At 64.7% G+C, this 18,841-nt stretch carries 13 protein-coding genes; 6 read left to right on the top strand and 7 right to left on the bottom strand.

The features are described from left to right. Positions 1-589 precede the first annotated feature (589 nt). The 3 genes from OXG55_00260 to OXG55_00250 all read right to left on the bottom strand — a co-directional run bounded on the left by OXG55_00260 (position 590) and on the right by OXG55_00250 (position 9,658). The gene (locus OXG55_00260) at positions 590-3,616 is read right to left on the bottom strand and encodes a PASTA domain-containing protein (protein MCY4101691.1); all 3,027 of its coding nucleotides are present in this window, start codon (positions 3,614-3,616) and stop codon (positions 590-592) included. A gap of 103 nt (positions 3,617-3,719) precedes the next feature. Next, a complete protein-coding gene (locus tag OXG55_00255; GenBank protein ID MCY4101690.1) occupies positions 3,720-6,443 on the bottom strand; it encodes a DUF1156 domain-containing protein in 2,724 nt (907 codons plus the stop codon). Continuing rightward, positions 6,440-9,658, bottom strand: a complete 3,219-nt coding sequence (locus tag OXG55_00250; protein ID MCY4101689.1) for a helicase-related protein — start codon at positions 9,656-9,658, stop codon at positions 6,440-6,442. The genes OXG55_00255 and OXG55_00250 overlap by 4 nt, the downstream gene beginning before the upstream one ends. A gap of 297 nt (positions 9,659-9,955) precedes the next feature. Between OXG55_00250 and OXG55_00245 the strand changes: the two genes are divergently transcribed. From OXG55_00245 to OXG55_00235, 3 genes are read left to right on the top strand one after another with little or no spacing between them, the layout of a single operon-like run. After that, positions 9,956-10,201, top strand: a complete 246-nt coding sequence (locus OXG55_00245; GenBank protein MCY4101688.1) for a DUF2188 domain-containing protein — start codon at positions 9,956-9,958, stop codon at positions 10,199-10,201. A gap of 36 nt (positions 10,202-10,237) precedes the next feature. Further along, positions 10,238-10,627 (top strand): hypothetical protein, encoded by a 390-nt coding sequence (locus OXG55_00240; GenBank protein ID MCY4101687.1) that lies wholly within the window; start codon positions 10,238-10,240, stop codon positions 10,625-10,627. 5 nt (positions 10,628-10,632) lie between these two features. Continuing rightward, on the top strand, positions 10,633-11,904 hold the full coding sequence (locus OXG55_00235; protein MCY4101686.1) for a pentapeptide repeat-containing protein: 1,272 nt from the start codon (positions 10,633-10,635) through the stop codon (positions 11,902-11,904). Positions 11,905-11,941: 37 nt separating this feature from the next. Here the strand turns inward: OXG55_00235 and OXG55_00230 are convergent, their stop codons facing one another. Continuing rightward, positions 11,942-12,436, bottom strand: coding sequence for a hypothetical protein (locus tag OXG55_00230; protein MCY4101685.1), 495 nt, complete (start codon positions 12,434-12,436; stop codon positions 11,942-11,944). A 251-nt stretch (positions 12,437-12,687) separates the two neighbouring features. Between OXG55_00230 and OXG55_00225 the strand changes: the two genes are divergently transcribed. Then, positions 12,688-13,653 carry an IS481 family transposase gene (locus OXG55_00225; GenBank protein MCY4101684.1) on the top strand — a complete coding sequence of 322 codons (966 nt, stop codon included), beginning with the start codon at positions 12,688-12,690 and terminating at the stop codon, positions 13,651-13,653. On the opposite strand, the gene OXG55_00220 is transcribed toward OXG55_00225, so the two are convergent. Both OXG55_00220 and OXG55_00215 read right to left on the bottom strand, forming a co-directional pair. After that, positions 13,642-14,688, bottom strand: a complete 1,047-nt coding sequence (locus OXG55_00220; protein MCY4101683.1) for a hypothetical protein — start codon at positions 14,686-14,688, stop codon at positions 13,642-13,644. The two genes, OXG55_00225 and OXG55_00220, sit on opposite strands and share 12 nt — an antisense overlap. A 256-nt stretch (positions 14,689-14,944) precedes the next feature. Next, the gene (locus tag OXG55_00215; GenBank protein ID MCY4101682.1) at positions 14,945-16,048 is read right to left on the bottom strand and encodes an endonuclease NucS; all 1,104 of its coding nucleotides are present in this window, start codon (positions 16,046-16,048) and stop codon (positions 14,945-14,947) included. 143 nt (positions 16,049-16,191) lie between these two features. Between OXG55_00215 and OXG55_00210 the strand changes: the two genes are divergently transcribed. Both OXG55_00210 and OXG55_00205 read left to right on the top strand, forming a co-directional pair. Then, a complete protein-coding gene (locus OXG55_00210; protein ID MCY4101681.1) occupies positions 16,192-17,157 on the top strand; it encodes an HNH endonuclease signature motif containing protein in 966 nt (321 codons plus the stop codon). A gap of 29 nt (positions 17,158-17,186) precedes the next feature. Continuing rightward, complete coding sequence (locus OXG55_00205) at positions 17,187-18,044, top strand: hypothetical protein (protein MCY4101680.1); 858 nt, start codon at positions 17,187-17,189, stop codon at positions 18,042-18,044. Between the two features lie 75 nt (positions 18,045-18,119). On the opposite strand, the gene OXG55_00200 is transcribed toward OXG55_00205, so the two are convergent. Further along, complete coding sequence (locus tag OXG55_00200; GenBank protein ID MCY4101679.1) at positions 18,120-18,356, bottom strand: hypothetical protein; 237 nt, start codon at positions 18,354-18,356, stop codon at positions 18,120-18,122. Between the last annotated feature and the right edge of the window lie 485 nt (positions 18,357-18,841).

Genomic DNA, 18,841 nt, shown 5'->3' with positions numbered 1-18,841 from the left:
TCGCCGTTGTCATATATCTTGTATGCGTTCGTTCCGCCTTGGTCTAACCAGAGGTCATGGTAGATTCGAAAGTCCTCGCTAAGCTGTGGCAACATGGTTGGACGAATGGGTTCGTGATCTTGGAGGATTATGAGCTGCTCCGATGCTCCTTGTTCATCAGGATAGTAGCCAGTCTTGCTATAGATGAGTTCATCTGGATTCTCGATGTCACCTAGTAACTGGGGACTATTGCGGAGATCGCAGCGCCATTCTGGAGCGCGCAGTTCGCGATCCACAGCGTCAAGTGGAGTCACGACACAGTAGTCGACCCGACGACTGCCGTCCTCTTCACGCTTGTCCTGGTAGAGGACCGTCCACGGACTAGTGGTACTAGAGAACTGTCTGAACTCGTCAATCAAGGCTGACTGCAGGAGCGGGTGATCGTTAGTCGATTCGGAAGTCATGTCTGGAAATCTATCTGTACCGCTCGGAAGAAGTCCAACAGATCGTGCTGGCCTCTCGCGGTGTCATAGCTCCTCACGTTTGCGCATGAGATAGCGCCGACCTACCATTAGGAATCGGTAAAGCACAGCAGGTATCCAAGCAGGTCTTACAGATCCCTAACAGTTGGGAGGAGGTTGGCTTGTTCAGCGGCTTCGGTGACTTTGTCCTTGCTGGTGGTCGACGTTGTGAGTTGGATTGTCATCTGGATGTGGGAGGCGTCGGTATCGATGGCGTCGGCGATGGTGCTGAAGAGGCGCCAGATTGCGTTGCGGACTTCGGCGTCGCTGAGCGACTTGGTGATGGTCAGAGCGACTTGGTGCTCAGTGGGTGATGGCTTCGGGTCGGCGGCCTTTGGTTGGAGCGTGAGGGTGATCGTGGTTCCGGGGTCGACGTGGGCGCCTGGGGATGCGTCTTGTTCGGTGACGATCCCAGTAGTCCCGGCGGTTGCGGTGGCGACTGTCAGGCCGGCCTGCTGGAGGGCGGCACGGGCGTCTGTCACGCTCTGGCCGGTCACGTTGGGAACTTCGACCTGGCCCTTTGCCGGTCGCTGGATACGTAGTTCGCTGGAGCTGAGGTTGATGTCGGCAGCGGTCGTGACGGTGCGGGTCCCCCCGGCGCTGTCGACGATCTCGATGTCGCCGGCGATAATGGCCGCGAACAGGGCGCGGCGGAGATCCCGCTCGCCGGCGGGGAGCAGCGGTACCCGTGGGGTGTTCCAGAACATGTCCCGCAACTCCGACAGCGGCAGCCCCCAGTCCTGGGAGCGGAGGTTGTGCAGTAGGGCGCCGGCGTCGAAGACCCCTATGCCGAAAGCCTTGTCGACATCGTCGAGCGCTGGCCAGACCACGGCTCCGTGGAGTGCCGACTGGTTCTCCTCCTGGAAGCGGAGGTGGCGATCGGCGCGGCCTCCGGAACCGTCGTCGGCGAGGTACGCGATGTGCTGGTAGGCGTCGAGGACGGCTCTTTGCAGTCGAGTCTCGGCCTCGCGGAACGCCTCGGCGGCGCCTTGCGCGTGCTCGTCGTTGGTCTTGACGGCGTCGAGTTGGCGGACGCGTTGTGCTGCGAGGTAGTCGGCGGCGACGGCGCGGGCGTGGGAGCGGCGTTGCGTGTTGATGCAGGCGAACACGGCCGACGACGCCCATGACACCGCCAGGCGGTTGTCGCCGAGACCGAACGCTGCCCGGAGCGCCGCGCGGGTCTCGGAGTCGCCGCCGTTGAGGCTGAACCATCGGGAGTCCAGAACGACGAGGCGGTTGCTGCGCCGGTCGTCGATCCCCGCTGCCTCCAGCAGGGTGCGGAGTTGGTCGAACGTGATGCCTCCGGCGGGCGGCTCGCCTCCGGCGACCGGCACGACCCGGTCGAACGGACCGGTGGTGGCCACGTCGAACGCCATAGAAGTGACGGCCTCGTCGCGCTCGGCGTCGGTGATCGCTTCACGCTCGCGGCGTTGCAACATTCTCAGCGTCTGGCGCGTCTCGAACACCCAGCGGGCGGGGCGACCGCCGCGGCCGGGGATCATGTCGATGGCGGTGAGGCCGGCGTTGGGGTCGGACAGTTCGGTCCACACCACCTCGGCGTCTCCCGTCCCGAACGCCGTAGAGGGCACGAAGGCGGCGGCCTCCAGCTCGCTCAGCGTGGCGCCACGACGGCCGCCGGGGCGTGGGCAGATTGAGTAGACGAACAGCGCAGTGGCGGCGCGCTCTGCGGCTCTCGGGTTGTTGCTGTTCCAGCCGACAGGTTCACGGTGCAGGTCGAGGCGGCGGGCTGTGCCCCTTTCGGGATGGTCGGGGTCGGCGATCTCGGCGGTGGCGATCTCGCGGAGACTCGCCCCGGTGCGGTGATCGGTGACGAGGCCCGAATCCAGCAAGGAGTCCCGGACCGATCGGGCGGACAGAGGCAGGTCACCGGGCCCGATCAGTTGCGGCACCCACTCGCCGCGGCTCCCGCGCTCGGCCAGCTCGTAGACGGTCGCGGCGAACACCTGAATCGTGGAGCGCACGCGCTGGAACCCGGCGTGCTGGGACCACTCCTCCTCCGCCAGGCGGATCAGCGATGGGTGGAACGGGTAGCAACGCGCCACCCGCTCGGCGACCCGCTCGCCGTCCGGGCCGAGTTGGGCGAACACGTCGGTACCCCAACGCCCGCCCATGTGCGCGGTGAACCATTTCGCTGTAGCCGATACGACCTCGGCAGGTGGTCGGCCGGCGAACAGGCGGCGGCGGATGATTTCGGCGAAGTCACCGCCACCTGAGACGGTGGTGGCCTCGCCGTTGCGGACCAACAGATCCTCCAGTTCGCCTCGGCATCGCTGGCCGGTCTCGTTGAGGGCGATCCGGTCTCGATCCGAGGCGATCATCACGACGACAAGGACGCAATTGTCGACATCGTTGACGACATCGAGCAGCGCTCGGAGGAACGCCATGTCGGCGAGCACCAACTGCTCGTCCTTGTTGGACGCCCAGCGGATGTAGTCCATGATCTCGTCGATCAGGATCAGCACCGGGCGGCCGACATCGTGCAGGGCCTCGGCGAGGGACTCCTTGTTAGCGACGTGGTCCTTGTAAGTCTCCCACTTCTTGTAGGCACCCTCGAAGAGCCGCCAGAAGAGCCGCCACAGGAACCGCTCTCCCAGCGTTGTGGCCGGACCGTCGACCTTCTCGCGGGGCTCGGGGTTGTCGCAGTCGAGGACAACGCAGCGCGGCCCGCCTAGGTCGCTGGACACGGTTCCCGGCCCGACTAACTGGCCGACCTCGCGAAACACCTCCACGCCGAGGTCTGTCGCCGCAAGCCGATCGGTGTCGTCAGCGAGATGCCAAAGCCCGATGAGGCCGTGTGACTTCCCGCCCCCCATAGCCTGATCGAGTCGCCAAACGGCGCGCGCTCTCGTGGACGCCGCCCCGCCGGAGCCGAGCCGCACTGCGATCTGTGCCATCAATGCGACGAGACTCCCGGTCGGGTGGGTGATCTGCCCGTAAAGGTCGGCGTCACCGTAAAGGCCCTGCAGCCCGTCGGCCCTACCGAAGACCGCGTCATGTAGCGACGCCTGGACATCGTCGATGCGGCCCCTGCCGTCGACGATCTCGTCGCGGAGCTGGATGGTCTCCCACCAGGGAGTCGGCGGTGAACTGCTCATGATGACGCTCCAATCCCGTAGTCCACGAGGTCCCGGCCCGAGCAACCCGCCGGTGCCCGGCGACTCGAAGAACCACCCCGGGCCTCTCGGCGCGGCGACATGCTCATATCCCGAGCCCGCGGTCGAAGAGTTCCCCCTGTTGCGATTCGACGGCGCGCCGTTCCCGCCTCGCCGCCCGCGCGGTCTCGATGGACTGCGAACTAGAGGTAACGGCGGCACGGTTCCGCACCACCCAGGTCCACACCTCGCCGTCGCGGTCGGCCTCGCCCAGCAGACCGGACAACTCGGCCATCGCCGCCCAAACGAACGGATCCTCGGCGCGCCCCGAGACGGCCAGAAGCTCCGAGACCGCGCTCACCGATCTGCCGGCGACGGCGACTGCCAACACCACGTCGATCACCGGCGACTCCGGCTTGGCCTCCGGGTCGCTCTCGGACGCGTACGCCAAGCGGAAACCCTTGCCGTCCTTCACCACGAGCCCGCCGGCAGCCGACTCGTCGAGGTGATGGGTCAGGCGTTCCCAGCGAAGCTCCGAGCCGGGCGCAGGCGAGCGACCGTTCTGGCGCGCCCACGAAAGAGCGAACATGCTGCGCACGTCGAAGGACTCCAGCGGCAGACCGTCGATGCGGATCGCGGCGATCTCCTGCACGATCAGCCGCGCCAGCGGCAGGAAGCGGGCGGGATCCACCGGTTGGCCCGTCTTGTCCAGCACCCGGCTGTAGCGGCCCACGACCTCCATCGCCGGCCCGTACGCGGCCATCCGCTGGTCAGGCAGCGCCAGACCAGCCTCCTCCCACAGCGGGACACGAGCCTCGATCTCGCGGCGCACTTCGGCATCGACCTCCACGACCCGACCCACCGGGCGATCCGCCGAAGCAGGGCGACACGCGAGCGTGAGCGTCGTCTCGATGTTCACCTTGCCCAGCTGGGCACCCGACTCGGTGCGTGCAGGCCACGAGCCGGTGAGCACCAGACCGGCCTCACCTATCGCGGCGAGAAGCCGCTGCCACACATCGGGGTCGTCGTGGCCGAACATAATTGTCACCACACCGCCGGCGGCGACCACGCGGCGGGCCTCGGTGAACCCCTGTGTGATGCTGCGGTCGTAGTGATCGGGTGTTCGATGATCGCCGCTGTTGCGCCAGGTCATCTTCACGACGGCCTCATCGGTCTTCTCCTGCAGACCGTTCGGGTGTGCCGTCACGCTGAACCAGGGATGCGACGAGGCCAAGGCGCGCTTCAGCCAGACGTAGAGAATGTCCGAGGCGTCCGAGTACTCCACCATAGAGTCATACGGTGGATCCGTAACCACCGCGGTGACCGTGCCGTCGGGGACGGGCAACCCCATAGCGTTACCGCGCTGGACGATAGCGGGACGACCATTAGGGCGCTCAAGCTGAATTCGGAGCGATGCGAGCCCCCACCGCGCCAAGGATGGCCACGTTGCTGGACCCTCCGCGCAACCAGTCTCCATGTAGTCGGTTCCGAACGGCACCGGGGGTCCACCGCGGAAGATGTGGGCAATGGCCTGTTCAGGGATCTGAAGTTGTCCGCCTCGCGTGCTGTACTTGATCCGCCGGACAAGGTTCGCGGCGGCGTAGCCGCACAGTGCTGCTGCGTAGTCACTGGAGGTGCCCCCCTTCCGCAAGTCTCCGGCTACACGATCGATGATTCTTGCCAGACGCACGAACCCCAATGTCTGGCGCGGGTTGCAGCAGTCACCCAACGTCCGGTAGCCGTACTTGGCGTAGCTGCGCGGACCGGTCGTGCCCGCGGCCTTCTCATCAGGCACCGCGGGCAGGCCTGAACCGAAGTCGGGTTCGGATCGAAGCGCCTCCTCCGCCGCTTCGGCTGCCACAAGCTCTTCGTGGACTGGTGCCCGATAGCGCGTGCGGGTCTGATCATCCCGGTCGGCAACGACCAGCAGGGAGTCGGCAGCGAGTCCGTCGCTCATGAGTCGGGTGTGGACGTCGAAGGCGTGGACGTGGGCACAGAATGGGCAAACGGCCGCCTTGCCGCGGCCGCCGCCCTTCGCCCTCACCAGCGTGGCGGACGCGTGCGGCGGCCCATCGTGCACCTCGGCGCGGAACGTGCCCGCACCAGTGTCAGCCACGAGCCGGTACGACTGCCCCGGATCGCCCCTCCTGGCGTCCGGGCGCCGCAACTCGACGCTGCCCACTAGCGGGAAACGCCGCCCACAGCCCACGCACGGCACCGTGACCGCCCACAGATAGCCCCAGGGCCTCTTGCCGTCCACGACTGGGTAGAACTCGTCCATGGCGGCCTCGTAGCGCTTGTCGGCGAGATTCAGCACGAAGCCCACGTCTCGCAGCAGCCGCGGTTCGGTGAAGTGCTCGGTGGCCCACTGTTCGTAACCCTCGAACGGCAGCGGCGGCTCGCCGGACCAGTCGCGCAGCGGATAGTCGGCCAGCAGCGTGCCAGCAAGGTTGGCGACCGGGGAGTAGTCGATGCCCCACGCCTTCACGCCGAGCCGGGCGGCCTCCAGCGGGATCATGGCCCGTCCCGAGAACGAGTCGAGCAGGGATGCACCGTCGGGGTAGTGACTCGCCAACTCCTCGACGAGTTCACTATGGCCGGCGTCCCGGCCCTCCATTGCCTTGCGCACAAGCGTGCAGAGGCGCTCCTGCTCCTTCACGTCGGTGGGCCACGGCAGCAGCGAGCAGATCACGGCGGCCTTCGCCTGAGCGAGCGGACGGGCCGCAAACCAGGTGAAAAGCGTCTTCTCGGAGCGTCCCGAACCCCAACCGGACTTGGAGTTGGCCGTGACCTCCGCGCAGGGGAACCAGCGCTCGATCATGCGAGTCATTCGGCTTGACCTTCCCCACGCGCGGCCGCGAGAGCCGAACCCTTGATCCGCACCACGGTCACATCCTTAGTTGCATCGGCAAACACTGCGGCAGGGTTCTGATAGGCAGCAAAGAGTTTCCCGCCCTGACGGCACTCGTCGACGACATAGAGCCAGTAATCGTTGGCGAGGAGCCCGGCTTTGACGATCTCATTACCGGTCAATGTGATGCCCCGGCTGGATGCGCTGTCCCAGACACCCTTGACTTCGACGCACCGCTGCTCATGGCCGCGCCGGGCCAGCAGGTCGAACCCCTCGCCAGCGGTGTGCACATCTGTCACACCCCAGCCGTCCATGTTGAGCAGGTCGCGCACGAAAGCCATGGACACGGCCTCGCTGTCCTTCTCTGTGGGCTCAGGCGGGATGCCCCCTCCCGTGACATGGCACCAGCCGACGTGGCGCAGTGGACCCGACGTTGCGCTTGTCGAAGCAGCGAGTTGGCGAATTCGGAGGTTGACGGCCCCTTGCAGATGTTTGCGGCGGGCCCGGCGCTCGTCGGCGTCTTTGATGTCGCGAGTGAGGCTGTCGGGGAGGCGCTCGAGGTGGTGGCGCGCTCGGGCACCCCAGCCGGCGAGCGCGTTGTTCAGCTGATCGAGATCCTTCTCGAGTATCCGTCCGGCTGCCACGCCGGAGTCCGCCACCGATGCCGGGTGTTGTCTGTTGGCGGTGCCCTCTACTTGTTCCAGGCAGGAGAGCATCTCCCAGGAGACCGGGCGCGCTCCTACCTCGTCGCGCCGGATGAGGCAGCCCCAATCGGTCAGACGCCCGCCCGTCTCGGTCTCAGAGGCGTAGACGTGGAGGTCGTAGTCGGTGATTGAGGTGGTGTCGCGCAGCAGCCCTCCTCGGTACAGCGTCGGGCGGCACCTTTCGGAGACAGTGTCGGCCAACGCTCGAAACGCCGACTCGCTGGGACCCAGGGCAACGGCGGCACCGGCCCGCCCGTGCCCTGCATCCTGCGCCTTCTTCCGAGCCTCGCCGCTCGTGACCACCAGCGCCTGGCCATCCTCGTCAGGTTCAAGGGCCGGCGGCAGAGCGAGACTCTGGCTGGTGACGTACCAGAAACCCTCATCAGCCAAGGCGGTCTGTTCGGCGCCAACCAAGCCGGCCGCGTCGATGCGGCGGAGGAATCGGTCCACGACATGCGGGTTGATTCGATCAAGCCGCTGATCGTTGAGAGTCGCCAGCGCGGCCTCGGTGTCAATTGCGGTCGTGAGATGGGACTCCGCCCGGCGCTGTTCCTCGTGGATCTGCCGGAGACGTTCGGCTGTCACCTGTCGGATTGCCTGTAGCGCTGGATCGGTGGCGGCGTCGGTCTTGAAGGTGCGCTGCAGCAGCTTCTCGAGGCTGTCGATCCCGGCCTCCGCCAGGGCGGCCTCGGCGACGAGCCGGAGGCTGTCGAAGATCTTGCCGTCCAGTTCGTTTGCGGCCGTCACGAGATTCTCGAGGAGGCGGGCGTGCGCCTCGCCCTCGCGTGTGTCGGTCGCCACCAGGTTGTAGAGCCACACCTTCTCGCGCTGGCCGATCCGGTGGATGCGCCCCATGCGCTGCTCGAGGCGCACCAGCGACCACGGGATGTCCCAGTTGACGAGTACCGCCGCCGTTTGCAGGTCGATGCCCTCATTGCCCGCGTCGGTGGAGACAATCACCTGGAATTCACCCGCCGCGAATTCCGCCCGGATCGTGTCGCGCTCGGCGTGCGTGTCGCGGCCCGAGTACCGCTTGGCGCTGAAGCCGGCTCTGTGGAACCTCGCCAGGAGCCAGTCCGCGGTGTCGGCGTACTCTGTAAAGACCACCAGCTGTTGGGCCGCGCCAAGAGTGATGCCGTTCGGCGCCAGGCACTCCTCGATCAGCCTGGGCCACTTCGAGACTGCGGCATCCGGGTTGTTGAGGATCCGGTCGAGGCGAGCGAGCATCTCGCCGATGGTCTTCTTCTCCTCCCGGGCCGACCTTGACGCCTCAGCTACGACGCGGGCCTCGTCCTGGGCGGCCTCATCCTCGTCCTCAGGGTCGATCCGGTGGGCGGCGTCCGCTGGGTTCTCGCCGCCCATGTTGTCCCGTCGCCGACGGAGCGTTTCGGCCAGCGCGTATAGCGACGAGGACGCTCTCTTGCCGTAGACCATCCTTGCCAGCGTCGTGGCGACCGGCGGGAAGAACCGATCCACAAGATCGAGGGCCTCGTCGTAGAACGCCCGCTCGGTGGCGTTCAGGGGTACGGCGACGTTCCGGGCCTCCCGGGGTTTGAACAGCTTCGTGGCGCCGTCGAGGTCCACGATCTCTTCCTTCATGCGCCGGAGGAAGTGCAGCCGCCCTGGCCGCAGTTGATGCGAAGCGTCGCTGTCGGCCTCGCCGGGCTCGGGGAACACCTCGGGATCTACGAGATGCATGAGTGACCGGAAGAGCCGCTCACTGCCCCGGTGAGGTGTGGCGGTCATGAGCAGCGCTCGCTTCGTGTTGTGGGCGAGCATCCTGCCGACGCGGTGGTACTGGACCGCGGTGGGTGTCAGGCGGTGAGCCTCGTCGAAGACCACGGTGTCGAATCCGGCCCGGTCGGGATGGATGGCCTCGTAGACCGCCTGATTCACCGCTGTCAGTTCGAGCGACACGATCCACGTGTTGTGGGTGGTGGCGAGCGCTTCCTCGCGGACTGTCCCGGCGGTGATGCGGCGAAGGCCGCCACCGAAGAACCGCTCGAAGTCGGCCTGCCACTTCGTGACGAGGTGAGCGGGGGACACGATGATCGCCCGATTGACGAATCCGAGGCGCTGAGCCTCTCGCAGCCACAGGCCGGCCATGATCGTCTTGCCGGTGCCCGGCTCGTCGGCCAGCAGGAACCGCAGACCCACCTGCGGCAGCATCGCCTCATACACGGCGGCCACCTGATGCGGATACGGCTGCAGCGGCACAGTCGCCAGCGCCGACCCTCGGGACGTTGCCGCGGCCCGGCGCATCCACTCTGCCCACAGCCCAGCCAGCACCATCGCCGAGTCGGCCTTGCCATCAGTGTCGAGGACGTCGACGGCAGCAGCTTTGGTTGCGCTTAGCTCAACCTTCTGCAGGCCGGCAGGGCCGCTGACGAAGAGGGTCCACGACCCATCGCCCTGCGGGATCGCCCCGTCGACCTCGCGATAGTCGCCATCACCCGGCAGGCGGATGCGCTGCCCCTCCCTGAATTGCATGTGGCCGTCGCTCTCCGTGACCGGTTCTCCCGCCAAACCGCCCGCGAGCGTAGGTGCTGCGTGCGACACAGGTCGCGCAACGTTGGCGGGCACACGAGCCGGGTGGCGGTGCGCATCAGGAGTCGGACAAATTGGGGCGACCGCCGAAGCACAGTCTGTCGACTCCGTCGGCGTCGTGATCGAGAATCGGCGTTGCAGGTCTCCAGCGGGCAGGGTAGGAATATTCTGGACCGAAGTTACGTTGCTGTAGTTCTCGGCCGCGGCAGTGTCGCCGTCATTCAGAGAAAGGGAATCATCATGAGCAACCGAAACCAGAGACACGTCACTCGGCGTCCTGACGGCGACTGGCAGGTGATCAAGCCACATGCGTCCCGGGCCAGCGCCGTGGAGCCCACGCAGAGCGCGGCGATCGACCGGGCACGAGAGATCCTGAAGAACGACGGTGGTGGCGAGTTGGTGATCCACGGCCGCGACAACAGGATCCGCGACTCGGACACGATCCCACCCGCCAACGATCCGTTTCCGCCGCGCGATCGGGTCTGACGGATTGCGGGTGGCGTAGATCTCGCTGGAGGACTAATGAGCACACTGGCGTCGGCGCTGGGCATTGTGAGTATTCCTGTAGCGGTCCTCGCGATTTGGTCGGCCTATACGGCGCGCCGAAGCCTCGAACTGCATTGGCCCCCATATGTCACAGTCGGTTTCGCGGAGCGCGAGGATGGCATATGGCCTGAAACCGGCGACCTAGCGGTCGGAGCGCTGCCCATCTCGCCGTTCGGTTCTATGCGGTACGTCTGTGGATTCTGCGGCGGGCAGTTCCACGAGCCGGACGTCGTCCGGATTCAGGATGGCTGGCTGTCAGCGTTCAAGGCTGATCCTCATAAGGCGTCCGATGCCTATCGGAAAGCGTGGGACTCGTCGGGCAAGGCTCGCAAGAAGTACGAACTTCTCGGCGGAGAGTGCCGGTAGAGGCCATGCGGAACTCGATACGTAGATTCCGGGAGAGGTACCTGTTCTCGGCCGTTCTCGTCGTCCTCGCTGTGGGGAGCGCCTATTGGGATTGGCACCTGTCGGTCTGGGATTGGCTAGGGCACACGAACGGGGGCGAGTCGAACGGAGCGACGCTTCGGAACTTCAGCCTGATCTTCCTGCCGCTTGTCGCGATCTACCTCACGTTGAGGCGTATCAAGGTCGCGGAGCGCGAGGCGCGCACATCGCGGGACAACCTTCGAACAGCCCGTGACGCCCTCGATCTCAACTATAAGACGCTGTCGTATACAGAGCACAGAGACCGTGAGGAGAGACGGCACAACCAGTACGCCAGTGCAAGCGAACGGCTGAGCAGCGACAGCATGTCCGCCCGCTTGGGCGCCATCTACGAACTGCAGAACCTCACGAGGCACGACCTCGACCAGTTCCACGTGAGGACGATGAGGATGCTATGCGCGTTCGTGAGATTCCCTCCTCACGAAACCGACGAGGGCTCCGTACCGCGCAGTGACCCCTGCGGTCAACCTCTGCACCCGGATGTCCAGGCTGCGATGGAGGTCATCGGCAGCCGCACAGACCAACACACCAAGATTGAGTCCGATGCCCGCTATGTTCCGGACCTCCGCCGAGCAAACTTGGTCAGGCTGGAGCTTCGCGACTCCAATCTCTCGGGAATCGACATGAGAGGCAGCAGATTTTGGGGGGCGGACTTGATGCATGCCGATCTGTCCCGGTGCGAGCTGCAGTACACCGATTTCTCCAGTCCTTGGATCGTCAGAGGTGACGACCTTGCCGAGATAACCAGCCGGAAGGGCAGTTTCGTCGAACGGAACAACGCGATTTTCAGCAGTCAGACCCTTCTGATAGGAACAAAACTCTCAAACTCAATATTGCTCAGCGCGAATTTGAGCGGCTGTAATCTGCAAGGCGCGAACTTGTCGGGCGCCAATCTTCCCGAGGCCGACTTGACCAGTGCCCTCCTAGTGGAAACCGACTTATCGCACTCGCAGTTGCTGGATGCCAATCTGTCGAAGGCGCACCTGTTCTCGACCAAACTGGTCGACGCCAGATTCACCAGAGTGAACTTGTCAGGCGCCGACCTGAGCGGATCACTCGAGAACGAGTCCACCAGCAAGTCCCCGCCTATCGGCTTGACCCAAGATCAACTCGACGAAGCATGCGCGGACCCTGACAATCCACCCAAGCTCGACGAGAGCAGCGGCCTAACCTGGAACAACCGGCCCTGCGCAAATTGAACCGACCGGACAATCCGGCTAATCTCTGAAGAGTCAACTAACTTCCATCAGTTATGCTGAAGAAGCTCTGAAGGCCATTGAACATCTCTATAGACTGTAGAAAGTATCTATCTATCGTGGCAATACGGTCTTCCGTGACTCCCAACTCGCAGAGTCTTTGCTCATGATCGCTGCTACGTAGATGCGAACTGAGGCTGCGAACTTCGTTGAGTGTTCGTAAGAAGCCGATGTCACGTTCAAGTGCAAGAGGCGGGTAGTTGAGTTCTTCAAGCCACCGTTCTAGTAGAGATATTGACTTCGTTGACTTGGTATCGCCAGATACGATCATCTTGAGCTGTTTCGAGTTCAGGGATTCAACTAGCACGAGATGTAGGTCCTTGAGGATGTCCTCGAATTCCTTGTCCGTGCCGCCTAATGGAGTCCGAATCCGCTCGAATGCGTGTGAATTTGGTCCTGTGAGTTCGCGAAACAGATCCCAGTTGTACTGTTCCTTCCACATGTCTTGGAACAGAGCATACTTCTGCTTGAACACGAATGCTGGTGACTCCGGATCAGCCCATTGTCCAAGTATTTGCCGCTTGATCGCTGTCGAACTTCCGACTCTAGGAAGGATGATGTTGTGTGCCTTCCAGTGGTGACGCTCTCTGGCCGGAATATCTCGTCCTAGGTGTGACAACCGGGGAGGTTGTCCCTGGGTTGAGGGGATCGAGGGGTCCCCGTTGGGGTGAGCCCTCCGAGCGATGCTGTGGGCAAGTGACTGCTCAAAGCTCGCAAGGAGGGCTCATGGCACAGATTAGACAGCACGCCAACGCGCGGCTCACGGTTCGCCAGCGCCGGGAGATGGTCTCGGCGATGCTCGATGAGGGTTGGCCGGTCGCGGCGGCCGCGGAGCGGTTCCAGGTCAGCGCCAAGACGGCGCGCAAGTGGCGCGACCGCTACGTCGCCGAGGGCCCCGGGGGCCTGGCGGATCGCTCCAGCCGGCCTCGCTCCTCGCCGACGCGCACACCCCCGGAGGTGCGCGCCAGGGTGGCCGAACTGCGCGCCCAGCGCCGCCGCGGCGCCGCCTGGATCGCCCACAAGACCGGCCTGGCGCCCTCGACGGTGCAGAACATCCTCAACGAGGCGGGCCTGGGGCGCCTCGACCGGGGCGACCGCGCCACCGCGAAGGCGCAGCGCTATGTGCGCGAAACCCCTGGTGAGCTGATCCACGTGGACGTCAAGAAGCTGCCGGGCATCCCCCCCGGCGGCGGCTGGCGGCACCACGGACGAGGCAACGCCCCCACGCCCGGCGCCAAAGCCGGCTACCGCTACCTCCACAGCGCCCTCGACGACCACAGCCGCCTCGTGTACAGCGAGATCCACGACGACGAGCGCGCCCAGACCGCCGCGGACTTCTGGCGGCGCGCCGAGCGCTGGTTCGCCGCCTGGGGCGTCCGCTGCGAACGCGTCCTGACCGACAACGGGCCCTGCTACCGCAGCCGCGCCTGGCACCGGGCCTGCCGGCGCACCGGCGCCAAACCCAAGAAGACCCGCCCCTACCGGCCCCAGACCAACGGCAAGGTCGAACGCTTCCACCGCACCCTCCTCGAAGAATGGGCCTACATCCGCCCCTGGGCCAGCGAAACCGAACGCGCCGACGCCTACCGCGGCTTCCTCCACTACTACAATTGCCACCGAACCCACGGAGCGCTCAACTGGAACACCCCAGCCTCCACCATCGGGAACAACCTCCCCGTACTACACACCTAGGTCTCCCAACCAAACCATGACGAAGCCGTCGCTGTTGTCGTTGTCGATATGGACGCTCCAGAGCGCGCCGCACGACAGGTTCCCGTCAGTAACTTCGTATTTCTCGGAGTCTGCATAGTACTTCTGCAGAACCTCCGGACGAAACCATACCGGCGTCAGGTAGTGCGGAGCACCAGGATTGGCGCCAAAATGGTTCGCCAGACAATCTGGATCGCAGGTGTGAGTAATGGGCGTTCCAAGTTCATCTTCACCGATGCTGAAGTCCTGGTAGTCTTCTATTTCATGCTCATTCCACGGCCACATACCCGCCTTTTCTCGTGGAGGTGCAGGGATGACTCGCTTGCCCATGAGCAAGGTCACAGTCGCGTCGCGAAAGAGATGAGGTTGACCGTAGTAGGGCCACAGGCGAAATCGATAGTCTGGTCCTACGATCTCGCGTAGATCAGTGCCATATGTCGCAGTGAAGCCCGCAGTGTGATTTCCGATCTCCCAGACTCTCGAGTCAATGTAGCGCACAAGGTCCAACTGCCTGGCGGCCTGATACTGTCGAAGGTACTTGGTGCGTATTCTGACGCTTGATTCAGATACCAGAGCAGCTGGATCCAAGGTTCCGTCAGGCATCAGCCTGTAGAATTCTGTGTGATCCAAGTTAGGGCGTAGTTCCATTAGGTGGCGGAATTCCTCAATAATTTCGGGCAGCACTGGTTGGCCAATTCCGTAGTTGCTATGCTTTATTACAATTGGTAGAGCGTCATCGTGACGACAGCCATGTCGATAATAATCGATCTGGTCACCCCCAGACACAACAAAGCCGGGCCCTCCATCGCCGATCGCGCTCTCCCAAATCTCGCGTTCGAGCACTTCGCCACGCAAAGCGATAGGAGTGAACGCAGCATGTAACCCCCGCCCAGCGAGACCTTCGTATAGATACACCTCGGTCCAGTAGGTGCCATCTTCCAAGAAGGATTTGAGCTGTGATTCCTGTTTGAGGGACTCGGGGAATGGTACGCTGTCTTGGTGATCCTGTGGGCTCATAGCTCACCTAAGCTAGTAGAAATACATGGCGGCCGGGGACCCTGCGCAAGTCTTGGGTCGGATCAATCCAACACTCAGAACCTCAGTGTTAGCTAACGCCGGCGGGAGCAGCGGGACCTCGCCAGCAGTGATGAGTTGGGAATGAGGCCTTCTGATCCCGTCAGGCGCCCGGCTACACGACCGCGGCGACTGACGCTTCCGTCACATTGGTAGTCGAAGACCCCCAATGGGGTTCCTCAGCCGCGCACCGCCCGAGCTAGCTGACCTCGGGGTTGAGTCCGAATGCCGATTCGACGGTCTCGATTGTGTGGGTGTCGCGGAGCTTGCAGGCGGTGACCTGCGAGGCGAAGAGTCCCTGCTCCCAGAAGGCCTCCTCGACGGGCCGGGCGGCTAGCCACTCCACGGGCACGACCATCTCGGTCACCTTGGAGTCTTCCGAGGCAGCGCCCTCCTTCCACGCCGTGCTCACATCTGGCTGATCGAGGAGCGGTTGAGGTCGGCCTTCGATTTCGACCTCGGCATCTCGTGCGGGGATCACCTTGCCGGTGATGCGGCCGATGCTCATGTAGCCGGTTCCGCTCACGTAGGCGAACACCCGATGTCCCCCTTCGAGGTTGCGCAGCGGCTTCCAATACCACGATCCGCCGCCGGCGTTGAGGAGGCCGTACTTGTGGGCGATCGGCCAGCGGGGATCGCCCGGCTCGGCCCGACCGAGGATCACGTAGAAGTCCCGGCCGTTCCATGGGCGGAGCTTGCGGCGCGACGGTCGAGCCGCCTTGTCCTGGACCTGGTGGGGATCGAGTAGCCACGTCGGGGCCGGGTGCTCGTGGCCGCCGTCGGCGAAGTGGCCGAAGAGGACGGCGTTGATCGGCGCGTCGGCGGGCTCCGCAGGGGACTCGATGATGCGATCCGACGTCGCGTCGAGCTCGGAGGCCGCGATCGTGAACTGCTGGTCGGCCCCGGCGCCGTCGGGCAGCGGACCGCCGAAGTGCTCGGCGGAGGCCTCGTCGAGGTGCGTCTCGCCCTCTCCGTTGTCTTGGTAGATCTGCTCCAGTTCCTCGAGGCTCAGATCCTTCGCCCAGGACCCGTAGTCGAGCGCCTGGGCGACGACGTCCCGAGGAGTGCGGTCACGCTTGAGTTCGAGGACGTGGACGCGCCCCTCGGCGTCGAGGGCGAGGAGGTCGATGAATCCCCCGAACCCGGTGGGTACCTGCCTGGCGATGATGAGCAGATCGGTTCCGCTCATGCGGGGATCCTCGGCGATCATGTCCTCGAGGCGCTGCTCGGAGTCCAGCGGCGACGACACCAACGGGTGCGGCCCGTCGTCGGTCATTCGCCAGATCGCCATTTCGACGGCCATCGGCCCTCCTTCGGTCAAGCCCCTGACGTCATCGGAGTGCGCCACTCAGCCTGTGCCGCCGGCGCCGATCGACGCAACTCGGGGGACTCATGACTGTCACACCGGGTCAATAGGGTCGTGTCGAACTGGCGAGAGGAGTCACCATGCCCGCTGCAGCCACTGCGACATGTTCGCGGTGCGGGCACGAGCCCACCCACCTGGCGAAGCCCTTTGCGGCGTGGCGGCTGGCCGTTCGTCGGGGCCCCGCATGGGAAGGGCTCGTGGTTGTCATCTACAACCTCCTGGTTGCGGTCCTCGTGCCCCGCCGACCCGTCTGTTCGTGGTGCCACACCCGTCGCGCACCGAGGGCGCAGCGCTCCTACGGCTTCGACCCGTTCGTCCACTCCTTCCGCCATTCCCGAGATGCGATGGTGCTTCGCCGCCGTGCTGCTGCGCTGCGTCCCCATCCATCCACCGGCCGCTGGGATCGTGGGGACCGTGCGGAGATTCTCGCCTACGTCGCCTCGCGGGACGAGGGCAGGTGCGGTCTCTGCGGCCTGTCCCTGCCGGTCGCCGAAGGCCAGGTCGAACACGTCGTCCCCAAGAAGTTCGGCCTCTTTGACTTCTCCAGGGGCTCCGCCCGCGCGGGGCGAACGCTCGAATCGATGCTGCATCACGTCGACAACCTGCAAATGGCGCATGACTACTGCAACAGGGCCAAGGGGAACACGCCCTCCGCTGCCAAGTGGCGACATCCCATGCTGCCCTCGTTGCCTGTCGCGCGGCAGGTCGGCACTCCGCGCACCTACCTCTGGGTGCCGGAGCGAGATGGCGATCGTGCGATGCCGGCGGCACCCACCCCCACCGGCACCTCGGCGTCTCTGGCGCCGGCCGGGGCGGGAGCGAAACCGGCTTCCGGCATCAGGCGCGGGATCCGCGTCGCGCTTTACGTGCTCAGTGCGCTGCTTGTCCTCTCGGCCCTGACCTATGGCCTGCAGAACGGAACTCCGTTCGGCGTGGCCTGGATGCTCTTCTTGGCGTTCGTCTTCGGTGCTGTCGCTTGGCGTCTCGGAGCGCGAGGGCGAGCGGCTCACGATCGGAGATCGGCCCGCGGGCGAGTTCGCGCGTGACGACCTGCACTCAAGGAGGATTCAAGCCGATGGGTGCGAGGAGTCGACAGCCGCGCGATGAGGAGCAATTCGCGCTCGAGACGATCGGGGCGGTTGAAAGCGTCGTTAGCCACCGCTGGCTGCCTGAGGACCGTGAGCCGACCCCAGACCTCGAACTGAAGCTAAGCGACGGTCGGACCGTCGCTGTCGAAATCACCATGAGTACAGACGGGGCGGCGCGGCGTCTGTACGACTCGTTCGACGGCGAGCAGTGGCTGAGGGCCGAACTGGCTTGTGAGTGGTGGGTGGTACTGGCGGACCACTCGGGCGAGGCGCGGGAACGCCGGCGGAATATCAAGGCTCTGCTTGATCACCTAGTGCCCGTCTTCCAGAACCTCGAGGCTCAGGACCTTGAGGCTGACGAAATGCTGGGGAAGCCGCTTCGGGAGTTTGCCGGGTCGGCTTGGCCAGACTGGAACTCTGTATATGTGGCCAAGTGCGATCCTTCTGGAGGCGACACCGGTGGCGGGATACGGACGTGGGTCGCGGTGGTAGACGCGGGCTGGGCCGAAGCGGTGGACGAGTTGGTCGAAGCGGTGCAGGAGAGAATCAAGTCCAAGACCGAGCGAGGTCAACTACGCGGCTATCCGAGCCCGAGGTGGCTCGTCATCGTGATGGACAGCCGACCGGCGGCATGGCAACTTGAGGAGGTGTTCGCACCGGGCGATCAGCCGTGGCGCTCGGCGGCGATCGACGCCATCAGATTCCAGGGGCTGGACGAAGTCTGGGTTGCCGGTGAGTGCGCTGCGCAGAGCACGCGCCGGAGCCTTCTACGCCTATTCGCATCGGGTGCTCCCTGCGAATGGCGGACCGTTGAGATCCGCACCGATTTGATCAGCGCTCGCTAGTGACGTGGGTATGTCGAGCATGATCAACGAATCTCTCAGAATCGAGCAGCTGGACTTGACTTTGACCGCGACCGCTTAGAGCAGGATGGCCTCGTTCGTGTAGCGGCGGCTGCTGTGCGTCAGCGTTGGGTGTGCCCGGATCTCGGACCACCGTGCGCGGGCCTGGCGATGCGGTTCGGTGGCTGCTGCTTCGTCCAGGACATCGAGGCGCACGCTGCCCGAAGCCGCCAGCCCGGCGATCACGTCGGGGAGTTCCTCCCAGGGGATCTCGACGACGGCGGGACCAGCGCGCAGGACCTCCAGCACTGCCACCTCGGCCGACGTGAGCGAACGGAGCAGCCGATCGATTGGGCGTTGTGTGAAACGCACTCCCGGGCAGGGACTTGGAGCTCGGCCAGGCACCGCCGCCAGTAACGTTGAAGGCACCTGCGACGTGAGGCCCAACCAATGTGCAGCCGCAACCCCCGCGGGTCCGGCGCCTGGCCCGCCGAGTTCGAGAGCAACCTCTTCGACCCTGGGCGGTGACATGCCCAACTCCGTCGTGGCCCCCTTCCAGTACAGATACTTGCGGATACGCAAGACGTCCCCGGCGGCAGCCAAGCGCGAGAACGCCGACTCAACAGCGCTGAGCGACCCGTCTACGTCGCGAATCGCCACAAACGACCGCTCCGGCAACTCCGCGACGCGATCGGCGACCCGCCCCGCAATCGAACCTTGGATGCTAGGAAAGTGTAACGAGTTACTAGTGTCCTGAGCCGGAAGTTCGTCGGAGGTATCTGGTGAGGTTAGCAAGCCTC

This window comes from bacterium, assembly GCA_026708055.1.
Taxonomy (GTDB): domain Bacteria; phylum Actinomycetota; class Acidimicrobiia; order Acidimicrobiales; family CATQHL01; genus VXNF01.
This window is presented reverse-complemented; position numbering and strand designations above follow the sequence as displayed.

Coding starts and splice junctions, on each gene's coding strand:
- OXG55_00260 (MCY4101691.1), bottom strand. CDS start 3,616: ATGAGCAGTTCACCGCCGACTCCCTGGTGGGAGACCATCCAGCTCCGC.
- OXG55_00255 (MCY4101690.1), bottom strand. CDS start 6,443: ATGACTCGCATGATCGAGCGCTGGTTCCCCTGCGCGGAGGTCACGGCC.
- OXG55_00250 (MCY4101689.1), bottom strand. CDS start 9,658: ATGCAATTCAGGGAGGGGCAGCGCATCCGCCTGCCGGGTGATGGCGAC.
- OXG55_00245 (MCY4101688.1), top strand. CDS start 9,956: ATGAGCAACCGAAACCAGAGACACGTCACTCGGCGTCCTGACGGCGAC.
- OXG55_00240 (MCY4101687.1), top strand. CDS start 10,238: ATGAGCACACTGGCGTCGGCGCTGGGCATTGTGAGTATTCCTGTAGCG.
- OXG55_00235 (MCY4101686.1), top strand. CDS start 10,633: ATGCGGAACTCGATACGTAGATTCCGGGAGAGGTACCTGTTCTCGGCC.
- OXG55_00225 (MCY4101684.1), top strand. CDS start 12,688: ATGGCACAGATTAGACAGCACGCCAACGCGCGGCTCACGGTTCGCCAG.
- OXG55_00220 (MCY4101683.1), bottom strand. CDS start 14,688: ATGAGCCCACAGGATCACCAAGACAGCGTACCATTCCCCGAGTCCCTC.
- OXG55_00215 (MCY4101682.1), bottom strand. CDS start 16,048: ATGGCCGTCGAAATGGCGATCTGGCGAATGACCGACGACGGGCCGCAC.
- OXG55_00210 (MCY4101681.1), top strand. CDS start 16,192: ATGCCCGCTGCAGCCACTGCGACATGTTCGCGGTGCGGGCACGAGCCC.
- OXG55_00205 (MCY4101680.1), top strand. CDS start 17,187: ATGGGTGCGAGGAGTCGACAGCCGCGCGATGAGGAGCAATTCGCGCTC.